General features: G+C 66.0%; 25 protein-coding genes. 17 read left to right on the plus strand and 8 right to left on the minus strand.

The genetic code is table 11. The annotated features are described in order from the left end of the window. Nucleotides 1-28: 28 nt before the first annotated feature. Nucleotides 29-1,303, minus strand: a complete 1,275-nt coding sequence (locus ABQF30_RS11550) for a glycosyl hydrolase family 28-related protein (protein WP_448463703.1) — start codon at nt 1,301-1,303, stop codon at nt 29-31. Nucleotides 1,304-1,436: 133 nt separating this feature from the next. Between ABQF30_RS11550 and ABQF30_RS11555 the strand changes: the two genes are divergently transcribed. The 12 genes from ABQF30_RS11555 to ABQF30_RS11610 all read left to right on the plus strand — a co-directional run bounded on the left by ABQF30_RS11555 (nt 1,437) and on the right by ABQF30_RS11610 (nt 13,279). Continuing rightward, the gene (locus ABQF30_RS11555) at nt 1,437-2,690 is read left to right on the plus strand and encodes an ammonium transporter (protein ID WP_448463705.1); all 1,254 of its coding nucleotides are present in this window, start codon (nt 1,437-1,439) and stop codon (nt 2,688-2,690) included. Between the two features lie 110 nt (nt 2,691-2,800). Beyond that, nucleotides 2,801-4,105, plus strand: coding sequence for a type III glutamate--ammonia ligase (gene glnT / locus ABQF30_RS11560; protein ID WP_448463707.1), 1,305 nt, complete (start codon nt 2,801-2,803; stop codon nt 4,103-4,105). A gap of 13 nt (nt 4,106-4,118) precedes the next feature. Then, nucleotides 4,119-4,997: a class II glutamine amidotransferase domain-containing protein gene (locus tag ABQF30_RS11565; protein WP_448463709.1), complete on the plus strand. Its 879-nt coding sequence runs from the start codon at nt 4,119-4,121 to the stop codon at nt 4,995-4,997. Continuing rightward, on the plus strand, nt 4,985-5,689 hold the full coding sequence (locus ABQF30_RS11570) for a protein glxC (protein WP_448463711.1): 705 nt from the start codon (nt 4,985-4,987) through the stop codon (nt 5,687-5,689). The genes ABQF30_RS11565 and ABQF30_RS11570 overlap by 13 nt, the downstream gene beginning before the upstream one ends. After that, the gene (locus ABQF30_RS11575; RefSeq protein WP_448463713.1) at nt 5,689-6,981 is read left to right on the plus strand and encodes an FMN-binding glutamate synthase family protein; all 1,293 of its coding nucleotides are present in this window, start codon (nt 5,689-5,691) and stop codon (nt 6,979-6,981) included. Before ABQF30_RS11570 ends, ABQF30_RS11575 begins: the two co-directional genes overlap by 1 nt. Continuing rightward, nucleotides 6,978-8,162, plus strand: coding sequence for an NAD(P)/FAD-dependent oxidoreductase (locus tag ABQF30_RS11580; RefSeq protein WP_448463715.1), 1,185 nt, complete (start codon nt 6,978-6,980; stop codon nt 8,160-8,162). Before ABQF30_RS11575 ends, ABQF30_RS11580 begins: the two co-directional genes overlap by 4 nt. 9 nt (nt 8,163-8,171) lie before the next feature. Beyond that, on the plus strand, nt 8,172-8,819 hold the full coding sequence (locus tag ABQF30_RS11585; RefSeq protein ID WP_448463717.1) for a type II toxin-antitoxin system RelB family anti-toxin: 648 nt from the start codon (nt 8,172-8,174) through the stop codon (nt 8,817-8,819). A 124-nt stretch (nt 8,820-8,943) separates the two neighbouring features. After that, nucleotides 8,944-9,780: a nitrile hydratase subunit beta gene (locus tag ABQF30_RS11590; protein WP_448463719.1), complete on the plus strand. Its 837-nt coding sequence runs from the start codon at nt 8,944-8,946 to the stop codon at nt 9,778-9,780. Continuing rightward, nucleotides 9,777-10,481 (plus strand): thiocyanate hydrolase subunit gamma, encoded by a 705-nt coding sequence (gene scnC, locus ABQF30_RS11595; protein WP_448463721.1) that lies wholly within the window; start codon nt 9,777-9,779, stop codon nt 10,479-10,481. Before ABQF30_RS11590 ends, scnC begins: the two co-directional genes overlap by 4 nt. A gap of 4 nt (nt 10,482-10,485) precedes the next feature. Then, complete coding sequence (locus ABQF30_RS11600; RefSeq protein WP_448463723.1) at nt 10,486-10,827, plus strand: thiocyanate hydrolase; 342 nt, start codon at nt 10,486-10,488, stop codon at nt 10,825-10,827. Between the two features lie 207 nt (nt 10,828-11,034). Continuing rightward, entirely contained in the window at nt 11,035-12,843 is a 1,809-nt protein-coding gene (gene leuA, locus ABQF30_RS11605; protein WP_448463725.1) for a 2-isopropylmalate synthase, read from the plus strand. A 49-nt stretch (nt 12,844-12,892) separates the two neighbouring features. Continuing rightward, the gene (locus ABQF30_RS11610) at nt 12,893-13,279 is read left to right on the plus strand and encodes an SHOCT domain-containing protein (RefSeq protein WP_448463727.1); all 387 of its coding nucleotides are present in this window, start codon (nt 12,893-12,895) and stop codon (nt 13,277-13,279) included. A 21-nt stretch (nt 13,280-13,300) separates the two neighbouring features. Here the strand turns inward: ABQF30_RS11610 and ABQF30_RS11615 are convergent, their stop codons facing one another. Continuing rightward, entirely contained in the window at nt 13,301-14,290 is a 990-nt protein-coding gene (locus ABQF30_RS11615) for a DEDDh family exonuclease (protein WP_448463729.1), read from the minus strand. A gap of 74 nt (nt 14,291-14,364) precedes the next feature. Between ABQF30_RS11615 and ABQF30_RS11620 the strand changes: the two genes are divergently transcribed. Together ABQF30_RS11620 and ABQF30_RS11625 are read left to right on the plus strand one after the other, a co-directional pair. Then, nucleotides 14,365-15,585 (plus strand): MurT ligase domain-containing protein, encoded by a 1,221-nt coding sequence (locus ABQF30_RS11620; RefSeq protein ID WP_448463731.1) that lies wholly within the window; start codon nt 14,365-14,367, stop codon nt 15,583-15,585. Beyond that, nucleotides 15,582-16,289 (plus strand): type 1 glutamine amidotransferase, encoded by a 708-nt coding sequence (locus ABQF30_RS11625; RefSeq protein ID WP_448463733.1) that lies wholly within the window; start codon nt 15,582-15,584, stop codon nt 16,287-16,289. The genes ABQF30_RS11620 and ABQF30_RS11625 overlap by 4 nt, the downstream gene beginning before the upstream one ends. Before the next feature lie 262 nt (nt 16,290-16,551). On the opposite strand, the gene ABQF30_RS11630 is transcribed toward ABQF30_RS11625, so the two are convergent. From ABQF30_RS11630 to ABQF30_RS11640, 3 genes are all read right to left on the minus strand, one after another. After that, nucleotides 16,552-17,283, minus strand: a complete 732-nt coding sequence (locus ABQF30_RS11630) for an MBL fold metallo-hydrolase (protein ID WP_448463735.1) — start codon at nt 17,281-17,283, stop codon at nt 16,552-16,554. 82 nt (nt 17,284-17,365) lie between these two features. Continuing rightward, nucleotides 17,366-17,977 carry a recombination mediator RecR gene (gene recR, locus ABQF30_RS11635; protein WP_448463737.1) on the minus strand — a complete coding sequence of 204 codons (612 nt, stop codon included), beginning with the start codon at nt 17,975-17,977 and terminating at the stop codon, nt 17,366-17,368. An 11-nt stretch (nt 17,978-17,988) separates the two neighbouring features. Next, nucleotides 17,989-18,321: a YbaB/EbfC family nucleoid-associated protein gene (locus tag ABQF30_RS11640; RefSeq protein ID WP_448463739.1), complete on the minus strand. Its 333-nt coding sequence runs from the start codon at nt 18,319-18,321 to the stop codon at nt 17,989-17,991. Between the two features lie 91 nt (nt 18,322-18,412). Here ABQF30_RS11640 and ABQF30_RS11645 point away from each other — a divergent pair, with 91 nt between their 5' ends. Then, on the plus strand, nt 18,413-19,198 hold the full coding sequence (locus tag ABQF30_RS11645) for an Rv3717 family N-acetylmuramoyl-L-alanine amidase (RefSeq protein ID WP_448463741.1): 786 nt from the start codon (nt 18,413-18,415) through the stop codon (nt 19,196-19,198). Here the strand turns inward: ABQF30_RS11645 and ABQF30_RS11650 are convergent, their stop codons facing one another. Then, the gene (locus tag ABQF30_RS11650; RefSeq protein WP_448463743.1) at nt 19,199-19,639 is read right to left on the minus strand and encodes an SRPBCC family protein; all 441 of its coding nucleotides are present in this window, start codon (nt 19,637-19,639) and stop codon (nt 19,199-19,201) included. It abuts the gene before it with no gap. Between the two features lie 97 nt (nt 19,640-19,736). On the opposite strand from ABQF30_RS11650, the gene ABQF30_RS11655 reads away from it, so the two are divergent. Further along, nucleotides 19,737-21,140 (plus strand): FAD-binding protein, encoded by a 1,404-nt coding sequence (locus tag ABQF30_RS11655; protein WP_448463745.1) that lies wholly within the window; start codon nt 19,737-19,739, stop codon nt 21,138-21,140. Then, nucleotides 21,137-22,450, plus strand: coding sequence for a class I SAM-dependent methyltransferase (locus ABQF30_RS11660; RefSeq protein WP_448463747.1), 1,314 nt, complete (start codon nt 21,137-21,139; stop codon nt 22,448-22,450). Before ABQF30_RS11655 ends, ABQF30_RS11660 begins: the two co-directional genes overlap by 4 nt. A 119-nt stretch (nt 22,451-22,569) precedes the next feature. On the opposite strand, the gene ABQF30_RS11665 is transcribed toward ABQF30_RS11660, so the two are convergent. Next, nucleotides 22,570-24,444, minus strand: a complete 1,875-nt coding sequence (locus ABQF30_RS11665) for a DNA polymerase III subunits gamma/tau (protein WP_448463749.1) — start codon at nt 24,442-24,444, stop codon at nt 22,570-22,572. 38 nt (nt 24,445-24,482) lie between these two features. Further along, on the minus strand, nt 24,483-25,769 hold the full coding sequence (locus ABQF30_RS11670; RefSeq protein WP_448463751.1) for an aspartate aminotransferase type Ic: 1,287 nt from the start codon (nt 25,767-25,769) through the stop codon (nt 24,483-24,485). Nucleotides 25,770-25,789 lie beyond the last annotated feature (20 nt).

A 25,789-nucleotide genomic window follows, 5' to 3' on the forward strand; every position in this document is an offset into this window, starting at 1 on the left:
CGTTACGGAGTCCTCACAGGGGCGACGCTTATACGGTCCACCAGTTCTCGCCGTCGGAGATGACGTCGACCGCGTTCCCCCCGCCCACCCGAACGTGCCGCTCACCGTCGACCTCCTGACCGCTCGGCGCGTGGAGCCGGCTCGCCCCGACAGCGGTGTTCTTCACCGTGTAGCGGTTCGTGTTGCCGACGGCGGTGGGCAGCGTCGCCTCGGCGCCCCGGCCCAGCAGGTACACGTAGTCGGTGCCGGCCGCGGAGCCGAGGGCCACGTCGTCGTCGGCGGTAATCACCACGCGCGCCGGGCGATTTCCGGACGTGTTACCGGCGATGCCGACGTTGCGCCCCTCGGCGCGAACCGGGGCGACGCTGTATCCGTTGTTGTCCCACTGGTTTCCGGAGATCGCGAGGTCGTCGACATATCGGGCGTCCACCGCGTAGCTCCAGCCGGCACCCTCGTCCACGTTGGCGATGAAGTTGCCGGTGATGTTGAACCCCATCGTCCGGCGCTCCGCGTCAACCGAATAGATGCCGATGGCGGGATACGTGCCCGGTGCGATCTTGCCGCCGTTGGTGATGTTGTTGCCGACGATGGCCACCTGCTCGTTGTCGGTGTCAGCCCACGACGGCATGGTGAAGACGATCGCCTCTTTGCGGGCGTTCTCACAGATGTTGCCGATGATGTTGAGCGACTTGTTGCCCCGCAGCTCGATATTGTTCGACGGCTCCCCGTCGAGGTGGTTGGCGATGATGCGCACGGGCCCGGCCTCGACAGACAGATTCGGCCCACTGGAGCCGATGTTGTTGTTGACGATCCACGAGTCGTAGAAGTGGTAGGTGGTGTAAATGCCGTAGCCGGTGCACTGCTCGATGAAGTTGTCGTCGATCCAGTTCAGCAGGCCCTCGATGTTGGCGTTGATCCGCATGCCGTAATCGGTCCAGCCATCGAGCCAGCAGTGCTTGACATAGCTCTTGTCCAGGTCCACATCGAGTGCCGGTGAGCCCTGAAAGTTGGCGTCTATCTTCAGGTTTTCGATCCGGCATTCGATCCAGTGCCCGCTGATCGGCGCGACGTTCTCCGTCACCCGCAGGCGCGCAGCACGTTCGCCGTCGCCGAGCAGCCAAAGCTGCGCGAACCCCTCCGCCCCGTTGCCGATCGATCCCGACAGCGCGTACTCACCGGCCGGAAAGAACACCGTGCCACCGCCGGCATCGACGGCCTCCTGGATCGCAGCCATCACGGCCGGGTAGTCGTCGGTTGTCCCGTCCCCTGTCGCACCATGCGTCTTCACGTTGATCACGGCCACAGGCCAACGATAAGTGCGGACCGGCCAGATTCGTTTACGCACACGCAACATCACGATCCCGTCTACGTAACAGAAACGACAGTTACTGCCAGTGGTCGGCCTGAACCGGGCCGCGCATCCCCAGGAGATGTAGATGGATACAGGAACCACGGCATTCATGCTGTGTTGCATCATCGGCCTCACGCTGATGATTCCCGGACTCGCGCTGTTCTACGGCGGCATGGTGTCGGTGAAGAGCTCGACCAACATGATGATGATGACCTTCGGTGCGGTCGCGGTCGTCGGCTTGCTCTGGGTGCTCTTCGGATTCTCGATGGTCTTCGGCACGTCCTACGGCGGATTTGTCGGCAGCTTCACGGAATTCGCCGGCATGACGGACCTGATGGAACCGATGACCACGGTCGACGGGCTGCCGATCAGCTTGTTCTCCCTGTTCCAAGCCTTGTTCGCGGCCATCACCGTCGCGCTGATCTCCGGTGCGGTCGCCGACCGGATGAAGTTCGGCGCCTGGATGATCTTCGCCGCGGTGTGGGCGGTGCTGGTGTACTTCCCCGTCGCGCATTGGGTGTTCGCCTTCGACGGCGTCGTCACCGAAGACTCGGTCGGCGGCTGGATCGCCAACAAGCTGCACGCGGTCGACTTCGCCGGTGGCACCGCGGTGCACATCAACGCCGGCGCGGCCGCCCTGGCCGTGGCGATCGTGCTCGGCAAGTCGGCGATGTTCGGTCAGCTGCGCAAGCCGCACAACGTCCCGCTGACGCTGCTCGGCGCAGGCATGCTGTGGGCCGGCTGGTACGCATTCAACGGCGGATCGGCGCTGGCCGCAGGCAACTCGGCCGCGATCGTCATGGTCACCACGTTCGTCGCCACCTGCGCGGCGGTGCTGGCCTGGTTGGCCGCCGAGAAGATCAAGACCGGTCACGTCACCGGAGTCGGCGCCGCCTCGGGGGCCATCACAGGCCTGGTAGCCATCACCCCCGCCTGTGGTTCGGTCTCCCCGATCGGTGCGATCTTCGTCGGCGGCATCGCCGGTGCGATCTGCGTGTACGCCGTCGGGCTCAAAGACAAGTTCGGGTACGACGATTCGCTGGACGTGGTCGGTGTACACCTGGTCGGCGGTGTCATCGGCACTCTGCTGATCGGCTTCTTCGCCACCGAGGGCATGCCCAACGCCGTCAACGGCCTGCTCTACGGCGGAGGCATCGACCTGCTCTGGCGGCAGGCGGTCGCGGCAGCTGCGGTGATGGCGTACTCGTTCGTCGTCGCCTTCGTCATCGCGTTCGCCATCAAGAAGACGATGGGCATCCGCATCTCGCCCGACGAGGAGGAGAAGGGTATCGACGCCAAGTTCCACCGGGACTCGGCCTACGAGCTCGAATTCGCCTGACCTGAACGATGATTCCCCGGTGACTACCGGTCACCGGGGTTTTGTCGGCTTGCGAATGTTTCATCTAGTGATACATTGATTCCCAACAAGAGACGAAAGTTCTGGAGCCCATGACCCTCGATCTCGCCACACTCGCCGAACAATCCGGCACGAAGTTCATCCTCGCCCTGTTTGTGGATCTGCGCGGAAAGCCTTGCGCCAAGCTGGTTCCCGTCGAGGCGGTCAACCAGCTGGCCACCGAGGGAGTCGGATTCGCGGGCTATGCCGTGGGTGCCATGGGCCAGGAGCCCAAGGATCCCGACCTGATAGCCATCCCCGATCCGGCGTCGTTCACGCCGATTCCGTTCATCAAGGACGGGCTGGCGTTGGTGCACTGCGATCCGCATGTGGAAGGCAAGCCGTGGCCGTATGCACCGCGTGTCATCCTCAAGGGCCTGATCCAGCAGGCCGCTGATGCCGGATTCGAGCCCTGGGTGGGCGCGGAGGTCGAGTATTTTCTCCTGCGCCGCAATGCCGATGGCAGCCTGTGCACGGCCGACGCCGACGACACCGCCGCCCAACCGTGCTACGACGCCCGCGGCGTCACGCGGATGTATGACCACCTCACCGCCATCTCCACGGCGATGAACCAGCTGGGTTGGGCCAACTACGCCAACGACCACGAGGACGGCAACGGCCAGTTCGAGCAGAACTTCGAGTTCGCCGACGCACTCACCACGGCCGACCGCGTTATCACGCTGCGCTACCTGCTGTCGATGATCGCGGCTGAACGTGGCATGGTCGCCACCTTCATGCCCAAGCCCTTCTCCGACCGCACCGGTAGCGGCCTGCACTTTCATCTGTCGCTGACCAGTGCCGGCAAGCCGGTGTTTCCCGGTGACACCGACGATCGCGGCTTGGGCTTGTCGGAAACGGCGTACTCGTTCATCGGCGGGATCCTTGACCATGCCTGCGCGCTGCAGTCCGTTGTCGCGCCAACAGTCAACTCCTACAAGCGAACCGGGGCCGTATCCACTGCCTCCGGAGCGTCTTGGGCGCCGCGCAAACCCAGCTACGGCGGCAACGACCGCACCCACTACATCCGGGTGCCGGACAACCAGCGCGTCGAGTTGCGTGGCGGGGACGGTTCGGCCAACCCCTACCTGGCGATCGCCGCGGCACTCGGCGCCGGATTCGACGGGATCAAGCGCAGTGTCGACCCCGGCGCCGTCGGTGCCCAAGGACCTGCGAACCTGCCGCCTACCCTGCTGCACGCAGTCGACGCTCTCGAGGCCGATCCGGTGGTCGCCGGCGTACTCGACGTCGCAGGCGACGGTGTTGCTTCCTACTTCGCGAATGTCAAGCGCGAGGAGTTCTTCACCTACCACGGTGCCGTCACACCGTGGGAGATCGACACCTACCTGACGGCCTTCTGAGAGGACGACGACAATGTGCGGGATCGTGGGGTTACACCTGCGCACACCGGAGCTGCATCCCCGGCTGGGCGAACTACTCAGCGGGATGCTGTGCGAAATGTCGGACCGCGGCGCCGATTCGGCCGGCGTCGCGGTGTACGGGGACCCGGTGTGGTCGCCGGCCGGGCGCGGCTGCGTGTCGGTGACCGACATCGAAATCGGCGCCGAACAGCCCGAGCTGGGCCCGGACGTCGATGTGGTGCAGGTGGATTCGACCTATCTGTTGTCGGCCGACATGCGGTCCGAAGAACTGCTGGAGCGCGTCAGGAGGGCATATCCAACGGCGCTGATCGCCGGTTTCGGCGCCGACCTGGCCGTGCTCAAAGGCGTTGGTCATCCCCGTGCCCTCACCGACGCGTGGGGCTTGTCCAAGGCCCAGGGCTGGCAGGGCGTCGGGCACACCCGGATGGCCACCGAGTCGGCGGTGACGCCGTCGGGCTGCCATCCCTACACCGTGGGGCCGCAACAGTGCCTGGTGCACAACGGATCCTTCGCCAACCACGCCACGATCCGGCGTGATCTGCGCCGGGCCGGAGTCGAGTTCGACAGCGAGAACGACACCGAGGTGGGCGCGCGGTTCGTGGCGCAACAGCTGGCGGCGGGCCGCGACGTGGAGACGGCATTAAAGGGCCTCGTCGCAGCCTTTGATGGCTTCTACACGCTGCTGGTGTCGAACCACGATTCGTTCGCAGTGGTACGTGACGCCATCGCCTGCAAGCCCGCGGTGATCGCGGAAACCGCCGACTGGGTGGCCATGGCCAGTGAGTACCGCGCGCTGTCCGAGCTGCCCGGCGTCGAATCCGCCAAGATCTGGGAACCTGAACCGGAGGTTGTGTACGCGTGGAAAAAATAGGGGCCACGTTATCCGTTGAATCTTTCGACCTGCGCACAACGCCTTTGCGTGAGGTCAATGCCGCACTGCACCAACCGGACCTGGACGGCGACTTCGTCATCGAGCACCCGGCCGGGGCCCACAACGTCGCGGTCGGCGTCAACGCACCCGTCCGGGTCCGCGTCGACGGCCACGTGGGTTACTACGCCGCCGGCATGAACCAACTCGCCGACATCACCATCACCGGCAACGCCGGCACCGGCGTGGCCGAGAACATGATGAGCGGCACCGTCCGGGTCAAAGGGAACGCGTCGCAGTCCGCGGGCGCCACCGCACATGGTGGCCTGCTGGTGATCGAAGGCGACGCCGCCGCACGCTGCGGTATCTCGATGAAGGGCGTCGACATCGTGGTGGGCGGCGACATCGGGCACATGAGCGCATTCATGGCCCAGGCCGGCCGTCTCGTGGTCCGCGGCAATGCGGGTGAAGCACTCGGGGACTCGATCTATGAGGCACGCGTCTACGTGCGGGGCAGCGTCGCATCGTTGGGTGCGGACTGCGTCGCCAAGCAGATGCGTCCCGAGCATCACGCCGAGCTCGCGGAGTTGTTGGCGGCCAGTGGCTTCGGCGACGACGACACCGCCGACTACACCCGCTACGGCTCGGCCCGAAACCTCTACCACTTCCACGTCGACAATGCGAGAAGCTACTGATGCGTGAATCCGCCACCTTCGATCGAAACACGATCGCCGACATCCAGCGTGCCGCCGAGACCGGTGTCTACGACATCCGGGGTTGGGGCGCCAAACGCTCACTGCCGCACTTCGACGACCTGCTGTTCCTCGGCGCATCGATGTCCCGGTACCCCCTGGAGGGCTACCGGGAGCGGTGTGGCACCGACGTCGTCCTCGGTGACCGGTACGCCAAACATCCGTTGCACCTCGATATTCCGGTCACCATCGCCGGCATGAGCTTCGGCGCACTGTCCGGCCCGGCCAAGGAGGCGTTGGGCCGCGGCGCCAGCGAAGCGGGTACCTCGACCACCACTGGCGACGGCGGGATGACCCCGGAAGAACGCGGGCAAAGCAAGCACCTGGTCTACCAGTATCTTCCGTCGCGCTACGGCATGAACCCCGACGATCTACGCAAGGCCGACGCGATCGAGGTGGTGCTCGGCCAGGGCGCCAAACCCGGCGGCGGCGGAATGCTATTGGGGCAGAAGATCTCTCCCCGCGTAGCTGGCATGCGCACGTTGCCAGAGGGTATCGACCAGCGGTCAGCCTGCCGACATCCGGACTGGACGGGCCCCGACGACCTGACCATCAAGATCAACGAGCTGCGGGAGATCACCGACTGGGAGAAGCCGATCTACGTCAAAGTCGGTGCCACCCGCACCTACTACGACGTCAAGCTGGCCGTGCACGCCGGCGCGGACGTCGTCGTCGTCGACGGGATGCAGGGCGGCACGGCCGCCACCCAGGAGGTGTTCATCGAGCACGTCGGCATTCCCACCTTGGCGGCGATCCCGCAGGCCGTGCAAGCGCTCCAAGAGCTGGACGTCCACAGAAAAGTCCAGTTGATCGTCAGCGGCGGTATCCGCTCCGGAGCCGACGTCGCCAAGGCGCTGGCGCTGGGCGCCGATGCCGTCGCGATCGGCACGGCCGCACTCATCGCGCTGGGCGACAACCACCCCCGGTATGCCGCGGAGTACGAAAAGCTGGGCAGCGCAGCCGGTTTCTACGACGACTTCCAGGACGGCCGGGATCCGGCCGGGATCACCACGCAAGACCCGGAACTGTCCGCGCGGTTCGACCCGATAGAAGGCGGCCGGCGGCTGGCCAATTACCTGCGGGTGCTGACCATGGAAGCCCAGACGATCGCCCGGGCCTGCGGCAAGGCGCACGTGTGCCATCTGGAGCCGGAGGACCTCGTAGCGGTCACCATCGAGGCGGCGGCGATGGCGCGGGTGCCGCTGGCGGGCACGAACTGGATTCCGGGCCAGTGAACACCGCAGACGTCATCATCGTCGGCGGCGGGCTGGAAGGAGCTGCGGCGGCCTGGGCCCTGAGCCAGCGTGGTGTGACCGATGTGCTTGTCGCCGAACGCAACACCGTCGGGTCCGGGATGACCGGCAAGTCGAGCGGGATCGTGCGGTGCCACTACGGGGTCAGCTCACTGGCCGCGATGGCCGCCGTCGGGCTCGAGGTCTTCGAAAAAGCCCAGGAGATCTTCGGCGACGATATCGGCTTCCGGCAGACCGGTTACGTCGTCGGCGTCGGCGAGCCCAACGTCGACTCGCTACGCAAGAGTCTGGCCGCCCAACGAGAGGTCGGCGTGCAGACCGAGGAGATCGACGCCGACGAGGTCGCGAAACTGTGGCCGTATGCCGACCTGAGTCCGTTCGCGGCGTTCGGCTGGGAGGCCCGTGGCGGTTACGGCGACGCGTACCAGACGGCGCAGGCCTTCGCGATCTCGGCCAGGGCGGCCGGGGTGCGAATCCAACAGGGCTGCAACGTCACTGAACTGTTGCTCGGCGGCGACCGCGTCACCGGCGTGCGGCTCGCCGATGGCACCGAGGTCTCGGCAGGCACGGTCATCGTGGCCACGGGCGCCTGGACGCAGCCGTTTCTCAAGCCGTACGGCGTGGACGTGCCAATCCGCGTGGTGCGTGAGCAGATCGTCACCATCTCCCCCGGCCTCGAGCTCGGACCGGTGCCGGTGTTCTCCGATCTGGTGTCGCTCCAATATGTCCGGCCGGAACTGGGCGGTGAGATCCTCTTCGGCAACAGCGATCTGGCACACTGCCAGGACGCCGACCCCGACGACTACCTCAACCGGGCCACCGACGACTTCGTCGACCTCACCGTCGAGAAGGTGAGCGCTCGCTTCCCCGGCTTGCCCAACGCGGCGATCGCCGGCAGTTACGCCGGCTGCTACGACGTCACCCCGGACTGGAACCCTGTGATATCCAAAACCGGCATCGACGGTCTGGTCGTCGCGGCGGGCTTCAGCGGACACGGCTTCAAGATCGCGCCTGCGGTCGGCAAGTTGATTGCCGATCTGGTGACCGACGGCCGTAGCGGCGACCCGCGGATTCCGGAGTCCGATTTCCGGTTGAGCCGGTTCGCCGAGGACACTTTGCTCAAGAGCCCGTATCCATATGTCGGAGCGGGAGAGATGCGATAGGGGGCAGTTGTGAGCGACGTTCCGCTACTCCGCAACAAGTCAGGTACGGCGCGGGAGCGTGATCCGCACGAACCGGTCGAGGAGCTTGAATTCGAGGCCGCGATCGGCCGGAACGTCCGTCAACTCCGCCAGCAGCACGGTCTCACCGTCGCCGAGATGGCGGCCCGCGTCGGCATCTCCAAGGCCATGATGTCCAAGATCGAGAACGCACAGACCTCGTGCAGCCTGTCCACATTGGCGCTGTTGGCCAAGGGGCTCGACGTGCCGGTCACGAGCTTGTTCCGCGGCGCCGATGTGGAGCGTCCCGCCGCGTTCGTGAAGGCAGGCACCGGTCCGGAGATCGTGCGCAACGGCACCAAGCAGGGCCACGAGTATCAACTGCTGAGCTCACTGCGCGGCGAGCACAAGCGGCTGGAGTGCCTGCACGTGACGCTCACCGAGAAGAGCCAGACCTACCCGCTGTTCCAGCATCCCGGCACCGAGTTCATCTACATGCTCGAAGGGGTCATGGACTACAGCCACAGCCGCTCGGTGTACCGGCTGCAACCCGGCGATTCACTACAGATCGACGGCGAGGGCGCGCACGGACCGGTCGATCTGGTCGAGCTTCCGATCCGGTTCCTCTCCGTCATCGCCTTCCCCGATTCGCAGGTGTGACCGAAAGTCCTTTCCAGGACTTTATTTTCACCCGCGTAAGCACCCGATTTCGCCACGCCCCGGTGGCAGCGTGGCTAAAGTCACACCACGTCTGCTCGACATCTGCTCGACCAAGGGGACCCCCGTGAGCACAGCCGCCGAACGCGCAGCGCACCTCGATCTCGTCGGCCGGCTCAAGTCCGGGTATCCCGAGATCCCTGATGCGCCAACGCCCGATCTCCTCGACCATGAGCGCTTCCTGGCGTACATGAAGACCGTCCACGACGTGGGCGGTGAACCCGATGCTCCGATGAAGTACGAGAACAAGGACTACGAGTACTGGGAGCATATGACCTATGTGATCTGCGAGGTGCTCGCCTGGCGCGGGATCTGGCTTTCGGAGGAACGTCGCCGGATCGGCAACGTCGACGTGGGTCGCGCCATCTATCAAGGGTTCCCCTATTACGGTCGGTGGCTCTGGGCCGTGGCGCGCGTCCTGGTGGAAAAACACCACATCAGCCTCGGTGAGCTGACCCAGCGGATGGCCGAGGTCCAGGGCCGCTACGTTGGCGGCCTGGCCGGGCGGGCGCTCGAGGCCCAGCCGAAATCCGAGGGCGACGGCGCAGACGTCAAACGCAACGAGCACCACATCCGCGCGGTCGGCAAGGGCGATCCGCAGGTGTATGCCGGACAGGCCGGCGAGCCGAAGTTCAAAGTCGGTGACGCGGTGACGGTGCGGGAGCTGCCGATAATCCTTTACACCCGCACCCCCGAATACGTCCGCGGCGCTCGGGGCGAGATCGCCGAAGTCACCTATGAGAGCCCGGCTGCCGAGGACGAGACGTGGGACCGCACCGACGCGAAACCGGAGTGGTTCTACATCGTGCGGTTCAACCAGGCGGAGCTGTGGCACGGCTACACCGGAACGGCGACCGACACCCTGCAGACCGAGATTCCCGAGCGTTGGCTGGAGAAGGCATGAGCGATCATCACGACCATGACCATGACCGCACAGTGAAACCCATGGTCGACGAGATCACCGACTTCGAGGTACTGGAGATCGCCCTGCGTGAGCTCTGCATCGAGAAGGGCATCTTCACCGCCGAGGAACACCGCCGCTTCACCGAGTTCGCCGAGCAGATCGGCCCGACGCCCGCCGCACGCCTGGTCGCCCGGGCCTGGCTCGACCCGGACTTCAAACAGCTGGCCCTCACCGACGCACTCGCCGCCAGCAAGGAGGTCGGCGTCGACTGGATGGAACCCACCGGGTTCGGCACCCCGAGTGACTTCACCGCGTTCAAGATCCTCGAAGACACCCCGACGCTGCACAACGTCATCGTCTGCGCGTTGTGCTCGTGCTATCCGCGGCCGATCCTGGGCAATTCCCCGGAGTGGTACCGCACCCCGAACTACCGGCGGCGCCTGGTCCGCTGGCCGCGACAGGTGCTCGCCGAATTCGGGCTCTACCTGCCCGATGATGTCGAGGTCCGGGTGGAGGACTCCAACCAGAAACACCGGTTCATGGTGATGCCGATGCGGCCGGACGGCACCGACGGCTGGACCGAAGACCAGCTCGCCGAGATCCTGACGCGCGACTGCCTCATCGGCGTCGCGCTGCCCAAACCCGGCGTCACCACCAACGTCATCGTCGACACGCGGCCCGCGATCCATCCGGCGGGCTGAGGAGATGGCCGACGAGATAGGGGCGCTGAAGAAGATCGTCGACCGTGATCAGGTGTGGCCGCGGATGGCCGCCAAGTACGGCGTGGAAAACCCTGTGCCACCGTGGAAGTCGAGCCTGGACGGCCTCTGCGACGCCCTCGATCACTCATGGTGTGGCGCAGAGGTACTCAGCTTCAAGGAACGGCGGGACGAGGAGGACGCGCTGTCGACGACGGTGTATGCGGACCTGCCCTACCCCGAGAATCAGCTGGTGTCGTTGGCACACTCCCTGTTGGTGCGCGGCGTCATCGATGAGTCAGAACTGCAGCGACGCCTCGAGGCCGTTCGGGCCAGACTCGAGGCGTGACCGGCTGCGCGACTCCGGCGCCAGAGCCTGCGGTTTTGGCCCGAGGACGTCGCGGAGTACAGTGGCTTGCGATGTCGACTGTGCAGCGGGTGCTCCTTCTCGGACGCCGCGACGGGGTCTGATCCAGACTGGCCTCCCGTCGCGGGTTTTCGCGATGCGCCGGTCTGAATCCACAAGGGTTAATCCCAAGACACCGGAGCAAATATCATGACCACCCACGACGTTTCTGCCGACGCATTCAGTTCGGTACGCACCATCACCACCCCGGCCGGCCCTCGCCGCGACGGCCAGCCCTCCTGGAACACCCAGCGCGGATCCTCGATGCCGGTCAGCCGGTATCGCAGCTTCGCCTCTGAAGTTGAAAACGTCACTCTGCCGGACCGCACTTGGCCGGACCACGTCATCGACAAAGCACCCATGTGGTGCGCGGTCGACCTGCGTGACGGCAACCAAGCACTGATCGACCCGATGAGCCCGGCGCGCAAGCGGCGCATGTTCGACCTGCTGGTCCGGATGGGTTACAAGGAGATCGAGGTCGGTTTTCCGTCGGCATCTCAGACGGACTACGACTTCGTCCGCGAGATCATCGAGCAGGGCGCGATCCCTGATGACGTGACGATCCAGGTGCTGACCCAGTGCCGACCCGAGCTGATCTCGAAGACCTTCGAGGCGTGCGCGGGTGCCCCCCAGGCGATCGTGCACTTCTACAACTCGACGTCGATCCTGCAGCGCCGGGTGGTGTTCCGCGCCGATCGCGATGCGGTCAAGAAGATCGCCACCGACGGCGCACGGATGTGCGTCGAGGAGGCCAAGAAGTACCCGGACACCAAGTGGCGCTACGAGTACTCGCCGGAGTCCTACACCGGCACCGAACTGGAGTACGCCGTCGAGGTTTGTAACGCGGTGGCCGACATCGTCCAGCCGACACCCGAACTGCCGCTGATCGTCAACCTGCCGGCCACCGTCGAAATGGCAACGCCGAACGTCTACGCCGATTCGATCGAGTGGATGCACCGGCATCTGTCCCCACGCGACTCCATCATCCTGAGCCTGCACCCGCACAATGACCGCGGAACTGCCGTTGCCGCAGCGGAATTGGGCTACCAGGCGGGGGCCGACCGGATCGAGGGCTGTCTGTTCGGCAACGGTGAGCGCACCGGCAATGTGTGCCTGGTGACCCTGGGCATGAACCTGTTCAGCCGCGGCGTCGACCCACAGGTCGACTTCTCCAACATCGACGAGATCCGCCGCACCGTCGAGTACTGCAACCAGCTGCCGGTGCCCGAACGTCACCCCTACGGCGGGGATCTGGTGTACACCGCGTTCTCCGGCAGCCACCAGGACGCGATCAACAAGGGCCTGGACCAGATGAAGGTCGATGCGGACGCGGCCGACAAGGACGTCGACGACATCCTCTGGCAGGTCCCCTATCTGCCGATCGACCCACGTGACGTCGGCCGTACCTATGAGGCCGTCATCCGGGTGAACTCGCAGTCCGGCAAGGGCGGCGTCGCCTACATCATGAAGGCCGACCACGGCCTGGTACTGCCGCGGCGGTTGCAGATCGAGTTCAGCCAGGCGATCCAGCAGATCACCGACGGTGAGGGCGGAGAGGTATCACCCAAGGAGATGTGGGATGCCTTCTCCGAGGAGTATCTGGCGCCCATCACGCCGCTGGAACGCATGCGACAGAAGGTGGTTGCCGCTGAGATCGACGGCGGAACCGACACCATCACGGCGATCGTGAAGATCAACGGCGAGGAACGCGAAATCGTCGGCGCCGGGAACGGTCCGCTGGCCGCATTCGTCGACGCATTGGGCGCCGTCGGCTTCGACGTCAACGTGCTGGACTACTCCGAGCACGCCATGTCCTCCGGCGAGGAAGCCCAAGCGGCAGCCTATGTGGAGGCGTCGATCGGCGGCCGGACCGTATGGGGCGTCGGCATCGCGACTTCGATCACGACTGCATCACTTCGTGCCGTTGTCTCGGCCGTCAACCGTGCCGCGCGTGATTGACTGACGGCGGCGCAGATCGCTGCGCATCCGACAACGCAAGGAGCGACCCGTGGACTGGGGTTCGACGTGGGATTTCCTGTGGCACTTCCTGATCATCTTCGCTTGGATCGCCTACCTGCTTGTGCTGTTCCAGATCCTCGGGGACCTGTTCTGGCGTGATCACAAGACGTCGGGCTGGGTCAAAGCGGTCTGGGTGGTCTTCCTGATTCTGGTGCCGTGGCTCACCGCGCTGGTGTACCTGATCGCCCGCGGGAACGGCATGACGGAACGTGCCCACGCGGCGGCCCTCGCAGCGAAGAAGGAGACCGACTCCTACATCCGCGAGGCCGCAGGACGGTCACCGGCTCAGGAGATCGCCGACGCGAAGGCATTGCTGGACGCCGGCACCATCACGCAGGTGGAGTTCGACACGTTGAAAGCGAAAGCACTCCGCTAAAAGACCGCGGCGGGCCGCGAATCAGAAAAGCGTGTACTGATCACCGGATGGCGTGGTGTCGGTGAACTCCTCGATGCCCGCACCGCCGATGACATTGTCGAGATGCCGTAGAAGATCGGCGTCGGACACCAACGGCACACCCAACTCGATGGCCTGATAGCCCTTGCCGTGCTCGGGCGTGGGTTCGTTGCAGACGACCAGCGACGTCGCGACGTCGACGGCATCGGTGTAGGCCAGCCCGGCGTGCAGGATCCGCTCGACGAGTTCCTCGTGGGTGCGGACCACCTCGGCCGACAACGCAACCCGCATGCCCTGCACCAGCGGGCGGCCCGGCACATAGGGCCCGGGGTTGACGTACGCGCACGGCAACCGGGACGCCAGCAACTTCAGCGGCCGCAATTCCTCGTGGGTGACCTGACCGTTGGGCCAGCGCCGCCGGCTGACTTCCCGCAGCGGCAGCCACACCTTGCGGTCCCTGGCTCGCGCCAGCGTGGGTTTGAGGATCTGGGCGAGCACCTGCGCGTCGTCGAGTGCGTCGTGCGGCTTCATCTGGCTGACGCCCCAGTGCGCGGCCAGCGTCTCCAACCGCAGGTTCTCGGTGCCCAGCTCGAGCCGGCGGGCCAGCTCAACGGTGCACATCACGCTGTCGATCGGTAGTTCGGCGCCGACCAGCTCGGCCTCGGCGGCCAGGAATGCGTAATCGAAGCCCACGTTGTGGGCGACCAGGGTGCGGCCGCGCAGCACACCGATGAGCTCGTCGACGACGTCGCCAAAGCAGGGCTGGCCTTCCAACATCTCGGCGGTGAGCCCGTGCACGTGGGTGGGCCCTGGGTCGACGCCCGGATTCAGCAGGCTCGCGACGCTGCGTTCGACATTGCCGTCATCGGCCACCGCGAGCGCCGCGATGCTGACGATACGGGCCTGCCCCGGCCGAAAGCCCGTGGTTTCCACGTCGACGACGGCCCAGCCCGCGCCCGGTTCGGCTGCCGGCCTGCCCCAGGAAGCGCTCATATTCCGAGGATGGCACGCATGTCCGACAAGCCTGGGTCGGCGCCGCAGCGTGTCGTGGACATAAAATCCCGGGGATGCTGACGATCCGTGGACGTACCGCACTGGCGGCCGGGGCAACCGCACGCTGGGCGTCGCGGGTCACCGGCCGCGGCGCCGGCGCCATGATCGGCGGTCTGGTCGCGATGACGCTGGACCGCACGATCCTGCATCAACTGGGCCGCGACCGCTGCAGCGTCGTCGTGACCGGGACCAACGGCAAGTCCACGACCACCAGGATGACCGCGGCCGCGCTGGCCACGCTGGGGCCGGTGGCCAGCAATACCGAGGGCGCCAACATGGATGCCGGGCTCGTTGCCGCCCTGGCCGGGGCTCGCGACGCCGGGCTGGCGGCACTCGAAGTGGACGAGATGCACGTCCCGCACGTGTTGGACGCGGTGGAGGCGGCCGTCGTCGTTTTGCTCAACCTTTCGCGCGATCAGCTGGACCGGGTCGGTGAGATCAACCACATCGAACGAACCCTGCGGGGCGGGCTGGCGCGGCATCCGACCGCGGTGATCGTTGCCAACTGCGACGACGTCCTGATGACCTCGGCTGCCTACGACAGTCCCAACGTGGTGTGGGTCGCGGCCGGCGGCGGCTGGGCCGGCGACTCGGTGAGCTGCCCGCGCAGTGGCGAGATCATCGTGCGCGACGGTGGTGATTGGTACTCCACTGGAGCTGACTTCAAGCGCCCGAGCCCGCAGTGGTGGTTCGACGAGACGAATGTTTATGGCCCTGACGGCCTCGTGCTGCCAATGACGCTGGCGCTTCCGGGCACCGTGAACCGCGGCAACGCCACTCAAGCGGTCGCGGCGGCAGTCGCCCTCGGGGCGGACCCGGCCAAGGCGGTGGCCGCGGTGTCGACGGTCGACGAGGTCGCCGGCCGGTACCGCACCGTGCAGGTCGGCACCCACACCGCACGCATCTTGCTCGCCAAGAACCCGGCGGGCTGGCAGGAGGCGCTGTCGATGGTGGACAAGCACGGCGCCGGGGTGGTGATCGCCGTCAACGGGCAGGTGCCCGACGGTGAGGACCTGTCTTGGTTGTGGGATGTGCGGTTCGAACACTTTGACGACACGGTCGTGGTGGCCGCCGGGGAGCGAGGTACCGACCTTGCCGTTCGTCTCGGGTACGCCGGCGTCGAGCACAGCCTCGTCCACGACACGCTCGCCGCGATCGAGTCCTGCCCACCCGGCCACGTCGAAGTCGTCGCCAACTACACGGCGTTCCTGCAGCTGAACCGGCGGATCTCGTGACTCTCCAGATCGGGCTGGTGCTCCCCGACGTGATGGGCACCTACGGCGACAGCGGCAACGCGGTGGTGCTGCGGCAGCGACTCATGTTGCGCGGGATCGATGCCGCGATAGTGGAGATCACCCTCGCGGATCCGGTGCCCGACTCACTGGACCTGTACACCCTGGGCGGCGCTGAGGATTACGCGCAGCGGCTGGCCACCAAACACCTGATCCGCTATCCAGGCCTGCAGCGGGCCGCCGAACGCGGTGCACCGGTACTGGCGATCTGCGCGGCCATTCAGGTGCTCGGGCACTGGTACGAAACCTCGGCCGGCGAGCGCGTCGAGGGTGTCGGCATGCTGGATGTCACCACGTCACCGCAAGAGGCCCGCACCATCGGCGAGGTGGCCTCGAAGCCACTGATCGACGGCCTCACCGAACCACTCACCGGGTTCGAAAATCACCGTGGCGGAACAGTTCTGGGCCCTGACGCGCGGCCGCTTGCTGCGGTCACCAAGGGTGCGGGCAACCGGGCCGGTGACGGGTTCGACGGCGCAGTGCAGGGCAGCGTGATCGCCACCTATCTGCACGGCCCGTGCCTGGCCCGCAATCCGCAACTGGCCGACCATCTGCTGTCGCGAGTGGTCGGCGAATTGCCGCCGCTGCAGCTGCCCGAGGTGGATCTGCTGCGTCGTGAACGGCTGGCCGCACCGCGTCGGGTCTAGCTAGTTTTTGGGCCGAGTGGCCAGCTAGACACCTTCACGAGATTGCAGTCAGGGACAGATTCGGCGCCGATTCTGTCCCTGAGTTCAATCTCGGTGATGGGTCTGGCGACAGCGCCGAACGAGCAGGCGTTATGCATAGGATTGCAGCCACCAGGTGACCTGAACCCTCGGCGTAGACGTTCATAGTTAATGCTCGTCGCCGCCGCCGATCCGCAACAGCCCGGATTCACGAAAACCAGTGTAATAACTGGCCATTCGGCGACTAGATCACCGACACATCGGCGGCGAAGGGATCGGCTGCGGCCGCGATACGAGCCGCGGCGTCGGTCAGCACCGACTCGCCATGCCCGAACCCGGCGATCTGTGCGCCCGTGGCGGCCATTTTGCCGAGCGATCGGGCCGCGGCGTGCCGGTCGGTGTTGAAGACGCCCAGGATCACCTGCCCGTTGAACTCGGCGACCGTATCGCCGGTCAGCACAGCGTCGGCGTCGGGTAGATACAGCGCAATGCTGCCCGGAGTATGGCCCGGAACACCGAGAACCCGTGCGCCGCCTGCGAAGTCGAGCACGTCACCGTCGGAGACGACTCGGTCGACCCGACAGGCGGGTCCGTGCGACGGCTCGTCGGAGTCGGCGCGGTGGAGCGTCCGCTCAGCCTCGGTCAGCACCGGCAGCGGTCCGCGTTCATCACCGCGCACGTACGCCGCGTCGGCTGCCCCGGCGATCACCTCGACGTCGGACCACGATGCGATCTCTGCGGCAGCACCGCAGTGATCCTCGTGGAAATGGGTGAGCACGATGCGCTTCACGTGCAGACGCCGCATGCCGAGCACGGTAAGCGCGTCGGTGATCAGGTCGGCGCTGTCCGGCCAGCCGGTGTCGATCAGCGTCACGCCATCCGGATCCAGCCACAAATAGCTGTTCAACAGATGCGCCCGGTCACCGGGGATGCGCAGCCGATACAACGAGGGTGCCAACTGGAGAAGGTCGGGCATATCTCGACGGTAGTGATCTTGAGCCGGACCCGTCGACTCGTTTCGCTCTCGCCGAAATCAGGCCACTGCGGCGGGCCGCGAATCAGGCCATCGTGCGACGGCCGGCCAGCGCGCGGCCCAGGGTCAGCTCATCGGCGAATTCCAGGTCCCCACCCATCGGCAGCCCCGACGCGATCCGCGTGACCGACAGGCCGGGGATGTCGCGCAGCATCCGGACCAGATAGGTGGCGGTGGCCTCGCCCTCGGTGTTCGGGTCGGTCGCGATGATGACCTCGGCGACGTCGACGCCGTCGACCCGCTCCCCTATCCGGTTGAGCAGCTCACGGATGCGCAGTTGCTCGGGCCCGATACCGGACAACGGATCCAGTGCGCCGCCGAGCACGTGGTAGCGGCCGCGGAATTCGCGGGTGCGCTCGACGGCCTGAACGTCCTTGGGTTCCTCCACGACGCACACCAGCGACGCGTCGCGACGCGGATCGTTGCAGATCCGGCACCGCTCGTCGTCGGAGACGTTGCCGCACACCGCACAGAACGTGACGCCGTCCCGCACCCGGCCGAGCACGGCCGTCAGCCGGTCGATGTCGGGCGGCTCGACGGAGAGCAGGTGGAAGGCGATGCGCTGCGCGCTCTTGGGCCCGATGCCGGGCAGTTTGCCCAGCTCGTCGATCAGATCCTGGACGGGGCCTTCAAACATTGCGGTACAACTCAGACCCCTGGAATGCCGAAGCCACTGAGCCCGCCGGCCAGCGGACCCAGCCGGCTCTGCGCCAGAATCGTCACCTGTTTCGAGGCGTCGGCCAAGGCTCCGACGATCAGATCCTGCAGGGTTTCGACATCGTCGGGGTCAACGACCTTGGGATCGATCGCGACCGCCACCACCTCGCCGCTGCCCTTCACCGTCACCTGCACCAACCCGCCGCCGGCCTGACCGTGCACTTCAGTGTTGGCCAGCGCCTCCTGCGCCTCCATCAACTGCTGTTGCACCTGCTGCGCCTGTGCGAGCAGGGCGGACATATCGGGCGTGCCTCCGGGTTGCATGACTGGGTCCCTTCACGTACTTGTTGCGGCCGGGTCTCGACTTGGTTGCTCTCGCCCGTCGGTGGCGGTTTGGCCTTTCAGCGTAGTCGGGATGCGGGCTACGGTGGCGGCCGTGCGACTCCCAGCCTGCCTGCGTGTCGGCGCCGCGGTCGTGAGCAGTGTGCTCATCGCGGTACCCCTTGTCGACAGCCCACCCGCCAACGCCGCCCCGAACCTTGCCGGCATGATCGTGTTCCTCGATCCCGGGCACAACGGCGCCAACGACGCCTCGATCAGTAAGCAGGTCCCGACTGGTCGCGGCGGCACCAAGAACTGCCAGGAAAGCGGCACCTCGACCGAGGACGGCTATGCCGAGCACACCTTCACCTGGGACACCACGCTGCGGGTGCGCGCCGCGCTCAACGCGTTGGGGGTCCGCACGGCGATGTCGCGGGGCAATGACAACGCGCTGGGGCCGTGTGTCGACGAACGCGCCGCGATGGCGAACTCGCTACGGCCCAACGCGGTGGTGTCCATCCATGCCGACGGCGGTCCGGCCAACGGCCGCGGATTCCATGTGCTCTACTCGTCGCCGCCGCTGAACAACGCGCAGGCTGGACCGTCAGTGCAGTTCGCAAAAGCCATGCGGGATCAGCTGTCCGCCTCCGGGATTCCGCCGGCCACCTATATCGGTTCGGGTGGGCTGGATGCGCGTTCGGACATCGCGGGGCTCAACTTGGCGCAGTTCCCGTCGATCCTGGTGGAGTGCGGCAACATGAAGAACCCGGTCGATTCCGCCCTGATGAAGTCGCCGGAGGGCCGGCAGAAGTACGCCGACGCGATCGTGCGCGGCGTCGCCGCGTATCTGGGATCCCAGACGGCGACGCCGGCCCGTTAGCTAGCTTGCCTCGACCTGTTTCTTGAGGTTGCCCAGCACCTCGTCCTGGATCTTGCGCAGGCCCAACGGTGCGAATGTCTTCTCGAAGAAGCCCTTCACCCCGCCGGCACCGGTCCAGCTGGTCTTGAGATTGACCGTCGACCCCGTGCCTGCCGGCGCGACCGTCCAGTTCGTGACCAGCGTCGAATTGGCGTCCTTCTCGATGACGGTGTGTCCCGCCACGTCGACAGTCGCCTTGACCTCACGCACGCGGGACTTCGTCGCCTGAAGTTTCCACGTGGCGACGGTGCCCGCACCCTGGCCGCCCTCGAGTACCTGATACCCGCTGTAGTGCGACGAAAGGATCTTCGGGCGCACGGTCTGGTAGTCGGCGATCGCGGCGAGCACGGCGGCCGGCTCGGCGTTGATCAATACGGTGCTGACCGCGCTGACCTGTCCCATTGGTGAAAACTCCTTCAAGTGAACGTTTGAGTGGTTCATCGGTGTATTACCCGTGTCTGCGGTCGCATCCGATGCAACCGCCGACTAGCGTATATGTGTGTCTGTTGTACCGACTGACGCATGGGCTGTACACGCTGCGGGTGTGCAGCGGCTTCTAGATAGTTATCGCGCTATCCCGCCGAGCGCGACGGTGCGCCTTGCCAAACCGACATCCAACCTCTTCCGGGCCCGCGCTCGCAGCACCGCCAAGGGCCTCGACACCTCGGGCCTGACCGGTGTCATCGAGGTCGACGCAGCGGCGGCCACCGCCGACGTCGCCGGCATGTGTACCTACGAGGATCTCGTTGCGGCGACGCTGCCATACGGGTTGGCGCCGCTGGTGGTGCCGCAACTCAAGACCATCACGCTGGGTGGCGCGGTCACCGGCCTGGGCATCGAATCCACGTCGTACCGCAACGGTCTGCCGCACGAAAGCGTGCTGGAGATGGACATTTTGACCGGTACCGGTGAGATCGTCACCGCGAGTCGGGACCAGCACTCGGACCTTTACCATGCGTTCCCGAATTCCTATGGCACCCTTGGCTATTCAACGCGCCTCAAGATCGAGCTCGAACCCGTCACGCCGTTTGTCGCGTTGCGCCATCTACGTTTTCACTCGTTGGGCGACCTGATCGGGGCGATGGACCGCATCATCGAGACCGGCGGGTACATCGACGAACCGGTCGACTACCTCGACGGCGTGGTGTTCAGCGCCGACGAGAGCTACCTGTGTGTCGGGATCAAGACGAAAACCGCCGGCCCGGTCAGCGATTACACCGGCCGACAGATCTACTACCGCTCCATCCAGCATCCCGAGGGTGAGAAGCACGACCGCCTGACCATTCACGATTATCTCTGGCGTTGGGACACCGACTGGTTCTGGTGCTCACGAGCGTTCGGCGCACAGCATCCGGCGATCCGCCGGTTGTGGCCCCGTCGCTACCGGCGCAGCAGCTTCTACTGGAAACTCATCGGTTACGACCAACGGTTCAACATCGCCGACCGGATCGAGAAGCGCAATCTTCGTTCGGCCGGCCGCCCACTGCGGGAGCGGGTGGTCCAGGACGTCGAGGTACCGATAGAGCGTTGCGGGGAATTCCTCGATTGGTTCTTGACCAATGTGCCGATCGAACCCATCTGGTTGTGCCCCTTGCGTTTGCGTGATGACAGCAACAAGGGGTCGGCCTGGCCGCTGTATCCGCTGCGCGCTCACCACACCTACGTCAACATCGGCTTCTGGTCGTCGGTGCCCGTCGGCCCCGAGGAGGGCCACACGAACCGCCTGATCGAACGAAAGGTCGCCGAACTCGACGGTCACAAATCGCTCTACTCCGACGCGTACTACTCGCGCGAAGACTTCGACGATCTGTACGGCGGCGAGGCCTACAAGACCGTGAAGAAGATCTACGACCCCGATTCACGTCTGCTTGACCTGTATTCGAAGGCGGTGCAAAGGCGATGACGACGTTCAAGGAAAACCCTACGCATGCCGTGACCGGCAAGCTGAGCCTGGCCGAGATTCTGGAGATCTTGGCAGCAGGCCAACTGCCCCTGAAATTCACTGCGTACGACGGCAGCTCAGCAGGACCAGAGGACGCCACGCTCGGTCTGGACCTGAAAACCCCGCGCGGCACCACGTATCTGGCCACCGCACCGGGCGATCTGGGGCTGGCCCGCGCCTACGTGTCCGGCGATCTCGAAACCCACGGCGTACACCCGGGCGACCCGTACCCGTTGTTGTGCGCGCTGGCCGACAAGATGGCGTTCCGGCGACCTCCGGCGCGGGTGCTCGCCAATATCGTGCGGTCCATCGGTGTCGAGCACCTCGTGCCGATCGCGCCGCCGCCGCAGGAAGCGATGCCGCGGTGGCGCCGGGCGGTGGAAGGGTTGCGGCACAGCAAGGCTCGTGACGCCGAGGCGATCCACCACCACTACGACGTGTCCAACACCTTCTACGAGTGGGTGCTTGGTCCGTCGATGACCTACACCTGCGCCTGCTACGCGACGCCGGACGCCACCCTGCAGGAGGCGCAGGACAACAAGTACCGGCTGGTGTTCGAGAAGCTGCGGCTACAGCCCGGCGACCGGTTGCTCGATGTGGGCTGCGGCTGGGGCAGCATGGTGCGCTACGCGGCCCGGCACGGCGTCAAGGCCATCGGTGTCACGCTGTCGAGGGAGCAGGCGACCTGGGCGCAGAAGGCCATCGCCGAAGAAGGACTCGGCGACGTGGCCGAGGTACGGCACGGGGACTATCGCGATGTCGTCGAAACCGGCTTCGACGCGGTGTCCTCGATCGGGCTGACCGAGCACATCGGCGTACAGAACTACCCGGCCTACTTCCGCTTCCTGAAGTCGAAGATGCGGACCGGGGGGCTGCTGCTCAACCACTGCATCACCCGCCATGACAACCGGTCGACGGCGGTTGCCGGCGGCTTTATCGACCGCTACGTCTTCCCCGACGGGGAGCTCACCGGCTCAGGCCGCATCATCGCAGAGGCCCAGGATGTGGGCCTCGAGGTTCTGCACGAGGAGAACCTGCGCAACCACTACGCGATGACGCTGCGGGATTGGTGCGCCAACCTCGTCGAGCATTGGGACGAGGCGGTCGCCGAAGTCGGGCTGCCCACCGCGAAGGTGTGGGGGCTGTACATGGCCGGCTCCCGGCTGGGCTTCGAGACGAATGTGGTTCAGCTGCACCAGGTTCTGGCGGTCAAGCTCGACGAGCACGGCAACGACGGCGGGCTGCCGCTGCGGCCCTGGTGGAGCGCTTAGATCTGCAGTCACAGCTGCCACACCAGCCCCGCCTAGGGAACATGTAGGCGGTTTGAAAACCTGATACCACCGGCGATACCAGGTTTCGTGATCGACTATGCAACGCGCTGCCTGAAGCGCTAACTGTCGATCTTTCGGGCGCCGAGTTCGCTTTGCAGCAGTTCCAACGCCGCTTCCTCCGGGTCTCGGCGCGGCACCGCTGAAGACGGCTCCGCGGTCGCCTCGGCGAGCATGTCGTCTTCCTCGGCGCGGGCAACCTCGACGGGATCGGGTGCGGTCGGTGCGGGTGCGGCAGCAGGCGGTGGCGGCTCGGCGGCTCCGGTGACGCACCGGACCTTCCAGTTGACCCCGAGCGCATCCTTGAGTGCCTCGCGGATCACCTCAGAGTTGCGTGGCTCGGTCAGCCGTTTGGCCAGCGGACCCGACTCATGGCTGAGCACAAGCGTGTCGCCTTCGACGGCCCTCACAGTCGCACCCGACAGCATGACCTCGGTGGTGCGGCTGCGCTGACGAACCTTTTCCCGGACCGTCGGCCACATGCTGCGCACCGCGGCGGCATTGGGTTCCCCACTGGGGGAAGCGGTTTCGGCCTGGGGCGGAATTGTGGGCGGCAAGGTTTCCGACGGCGGAGCTACGGGCGGCGGAGCTTCCGGTGCCGGCTCCGGTTTGGCAGCGGCAGCCGCGACCGAAGCGGACTGAGGTTTCGGCGCAGGGGTCGGCTCGGGTTCTGCAGGCGCAGGCGGCGGCTCCGGCGGCTCCGCGGCCTGACTGCGCCGCGTGAACGTTTTGCTCGGCTCGGCGGGCCGCACGGCTGCCTGGGCTTCGCCCGCCGGAATCGACATATCCAGCCGGGTTTCGATGCGTTCGATGCGCTGCAGCAAGGCGGATTCGGTGTCATGCGCCGACGGCAGCAGCAGCCGCGCACACACCACCTCCAGCAGCAGCCGTGGTGCGGTGGCCCCGCGCATCTCGCCGAGCCCGGCATGGACCACCTCGGCGTAACGGGCCAGCGTCGCCGAACCCAGCCTGGCCGCCTGATCGCGCATGCGCTCGAGCACGTCGGCGGGGGCATCGACCACGCCGCGGGTGGCAGCGTCGGGCACCGCCTGCAACACGATCAGGTCGCGGAAACGTTCCAGCAGGTCGGTGGCGAACCGTCGCGGATCATGGCCGGCGTCGATCACCGCTTCCACGGCACCGAACAGGGCGGAGGCGTCACCGGCGGCCAACGCTTCGACGGCGTCGTCGATGAGCGCCATGTCGGTGGCGCCGAGCAACGCCAGCGCACGCTGATAGGTGATGTGGTTACCGTCTGCCCCGGCGAGCAGCTGATCGAGGACTGAAAGGGTGTCGCGCGGCGAACCGCCACCCGACCGGATCACCAGCGGGAACACCGCGTCGTCGACGACCACACCTTCTTGTGCGCAGATGCGCTCGACCAGGCCACGCATGGTCTTGGGGGCCAGCAGCCGGAACGGGTAGTGGTGGGTTCGGGACCGGATGGTGGTGAGCACCTTCTCCGGTTCGGTGGTGGCGAACACGAAGATCAGGTGTTCAGGCGGCTCCTCGACGATCTTCAAGAGGGCATTGAACGCCTGGGGCGTCACCATGTGCGCCTCGTCGATGATGAAGATGCGGTAGCGGGACTGCGCCGGCGCGTAGAAAGCGCGATCGCGGAGCTCGCGTGCGTCGTCGACGCCGTTGTGACTGGCCGCGTCGAGTTCGGTGACGTCGAGGTTGCCCGGACCGTTGGGCGCCAGCGATACGCAGGAGTCACACACCCCGCACGGGGTGGGTGTCGGGCCCTGCTCGCAGTTGAGCGATCGCGCCATGATGCGCGCCGAGGAGGTCTTGCCGCAGCCGCGCGGTCCGGAGAACAGGTAGGCGTGGTTGATCCGGCCCGCGGTGAGCGCCGTGGACAACGGCTCGGTGACGTGCTCCTGCCCAACCACTTCCGCGAAGGTTGCCGGGCGATACTTCCGGTAGAGAGCCACGTGAGAAGGCTACCGATCGGCTCCGACTAGCCGGGAACTCAGTCCCCGCTCAGCTGGGACTCGGTCGCCGCCAGCAGCGCACAGGTCGCCAGGCCGTCGATCGCCTCCCGCACGTCGGGCAGTGCCGGGAAGGTCGGGGCGATGCGAATGTTCTTGTCCTCGGGGTCTTTCCGGTACGGGAACGCCGAGCCCGCCTCCGTCACCGCGATGCCGGCGTCCTTGGCCAGCGCGACGGTGCGCTTGGCGGTGCCGGGCCAGACGTCGAGGCTGACGAAGTAGCCGCCCTTGGGATCGGTCCACGACGCGATCTTGGACTCCCCCAGCCGCTCTTCGAGGATCTCGGCCACGAGGGCGAACTTCGGCGCGATCAACTCGCGGTGCCGCTGCATGTGCAGGCGCACGCCGTCGGCGTCGCCGAAGAACCGCAGGTGCCGCAGCTGGTTGACCTTGTCAGGCCCGATCGACTTCTTGCCCGCGTGTTGCAGATACCAGGCGATGTTGCCCAGCGACCCGCCCAGGAAGCTCACGCCTGCGCCGGCGAAGGTGATCTTGGAGGTCGACGCGAACACCAGCGGGCGGTTCGGATTGCCCGCCGCCTCGGCCAGCCCGAGCACGTCGACCTGGCGGGCGAAATCGTGTGTCAACGTGTGCACTGCATACGCGTTGTCCCACATCAACCGGAAATCGTTTGCCGCAGTGCGCATCTGCACCAGCCGGCGGACCGTCTCCCAGGAAAAGGTGGCCCCGGTCGGGTTCGAGTACACCGGTACGCACCACATGCCCTTGATGGCCGGGTCGGCGGCCACCAGCTCCTCGATGAGGTCGACGTCGGGACCGTCCTCGCGCATCGGCACCGGGATCATCTCGATGCCGAACGATTCCGTGATCGCGAAATGCCGGTCGTAGCCGGGCGACGGGCAGAGGAATTTAATGCCGGATCGGCCAGCTTCCTCTATCCACGGCCGCACCGAGTCGACACCGCCGTGAAGCAGCGAGAACACCACCACGTCGTGCATCATCTCGAGGCTCGCGTTGTTGCCCGCGATGAGGTTCTGCACCGGAATTCCGAGCAGTTCGCCAAAGATCGCCCGCAGCTCCGGTAGCCCGTGCAGACCGCCGTAGTTGCGGGTATCGGTGCCGGCACTGTCGCGGTAGTCCTCGCCGGGCAGGCTGAGCAGACCGTTGGACAGATCCAGTTGCGCCGGTGCCGGTTTTCCCCGGGTGAGATCGAGGTTCAACTTCTTGGCCTGCAGCTCCGCATAGTTGCGTAGCTGGAGTTCGTATTGCGCGCGCAGATCGTCGCGCCCGAGGGACTGGAACGACACCGCGCGCCTTTCACGGAAGC

This window comes from Mycolicibacterium sp. XJ870 (assembly GCF_053483975.1).

What these genes read in the sequence shown, in the direction of transcription:
- ABQF30_RS11650 (WP_448463743.1), bottom strand. Translation starts at nt 19,639, where the DNA reads ATGGGACAGGTCAGCGCGGTCAGCACCGTATTGATCAACGCCGAGCCG.
- scnC (WP_448463721.1), top strand. Translation starts at nt 9,777, where the DNA reads ATGAGCGATCATCACGACCATGACCATGACCGCACAGTGAAACCCATG.
- ABQF30_RS11600 (WP_448463723.1), top strand. Translation starts at nt 10,486, where the DNA reads ATGGCCGACGAGATAGGGGCGCTGAAGAAGATCGTCGACCGTGATCAG.
- ABQF30_RS11620 (WP_448463731.1), top strand. Translation starts at nt 14,365, where the DNA reads ATGCTGACGATCCGTGGACGTACCGCACTGGCGGCCGGGGCAACCGCA.
- ABQF30_RS11575 (WP_448463713.1), top strand. Translation starts at nt 5,689, where the DNA reads ATGCGTGAATCCGCCACCTTCGATCGAAACACGATCGCCGACATCCAG.
- recR (WP_448463737.1), bottom strand. Translation starts at nt 17,977, where the DNA reads ATGTTTGAAGGCCCCGTCCAGGATCTGATCGACGAGCTGGGCAAACTG.
- ABQF30_RS11660 (WP_448463747.1), top strand. Translation starts at nt 21,137, where the DNA reads ATGACGACGTTCAAGGAAAACCCTACGCATGCCGTGACCGGCAAGCTG.
- ABQF30_RS11565 (WP_448463709.1), top strand. Translation starts at nt 4,119, where the DNA reads ATGTGCGGGATCGTGGGGTTACACCTGCGCACACCGGAGCTGCATCCC.
- glnT (WP_448463707.1), top strand. Translation starts at nt 2,801, where the DNA reads ATGACCCTCGATCTCGCCACACTCGCCGAACAATCCGGCACGAAGTTC.
- ABQF30_RS11645 (WP_448463741.1), top strand. Translation starts at nt 18,413, where the DNA reads ATGCGGGCTACGGTGGCGGCCGTGCGACTCCCAGCCTGCCTGCGTGTC.
- ABQF30_RS11630 (WP_448463735.1), bottom strand. Translation starts at nt 17,283, where the DNA reads ATGCCCGACCTTCTCCAGTTGGCACCCTCGTTGTATCGGCTGCGCATC.
- leuA (WP_448463725.1), top strand. Translation starts at nt 11,035, where the DNA reads ATGACCACCCACGACGTTTCTGCCGACGCATTCAGTTCGGTACGCACC.
- ABQF30_RS11555 (WP_448463705.1), top strand. Translation starts at nt 1,437, where the DNA reads ATGGATACAGGAACCACGGCATTCATGCTGTGTTGCATCATCGGCCTC.
- ABQF30_RS11640 (WP_448463739.1), bottom strand. Translation starts at nt 18,321, where the DNA reads ATGCAACCCGGAGGCACGCCCGATATGTCCGCCCTGCTCGCACAGGCG.
- ABQF30_RS11615 (WP_448463729.1), bottom strand. Translation starts at nt 14,290, where the DNA reads ATGAGCGCTTCCTGGGGCAGGCCGGCAGCCGAACCGGGCGCGGGCTGG.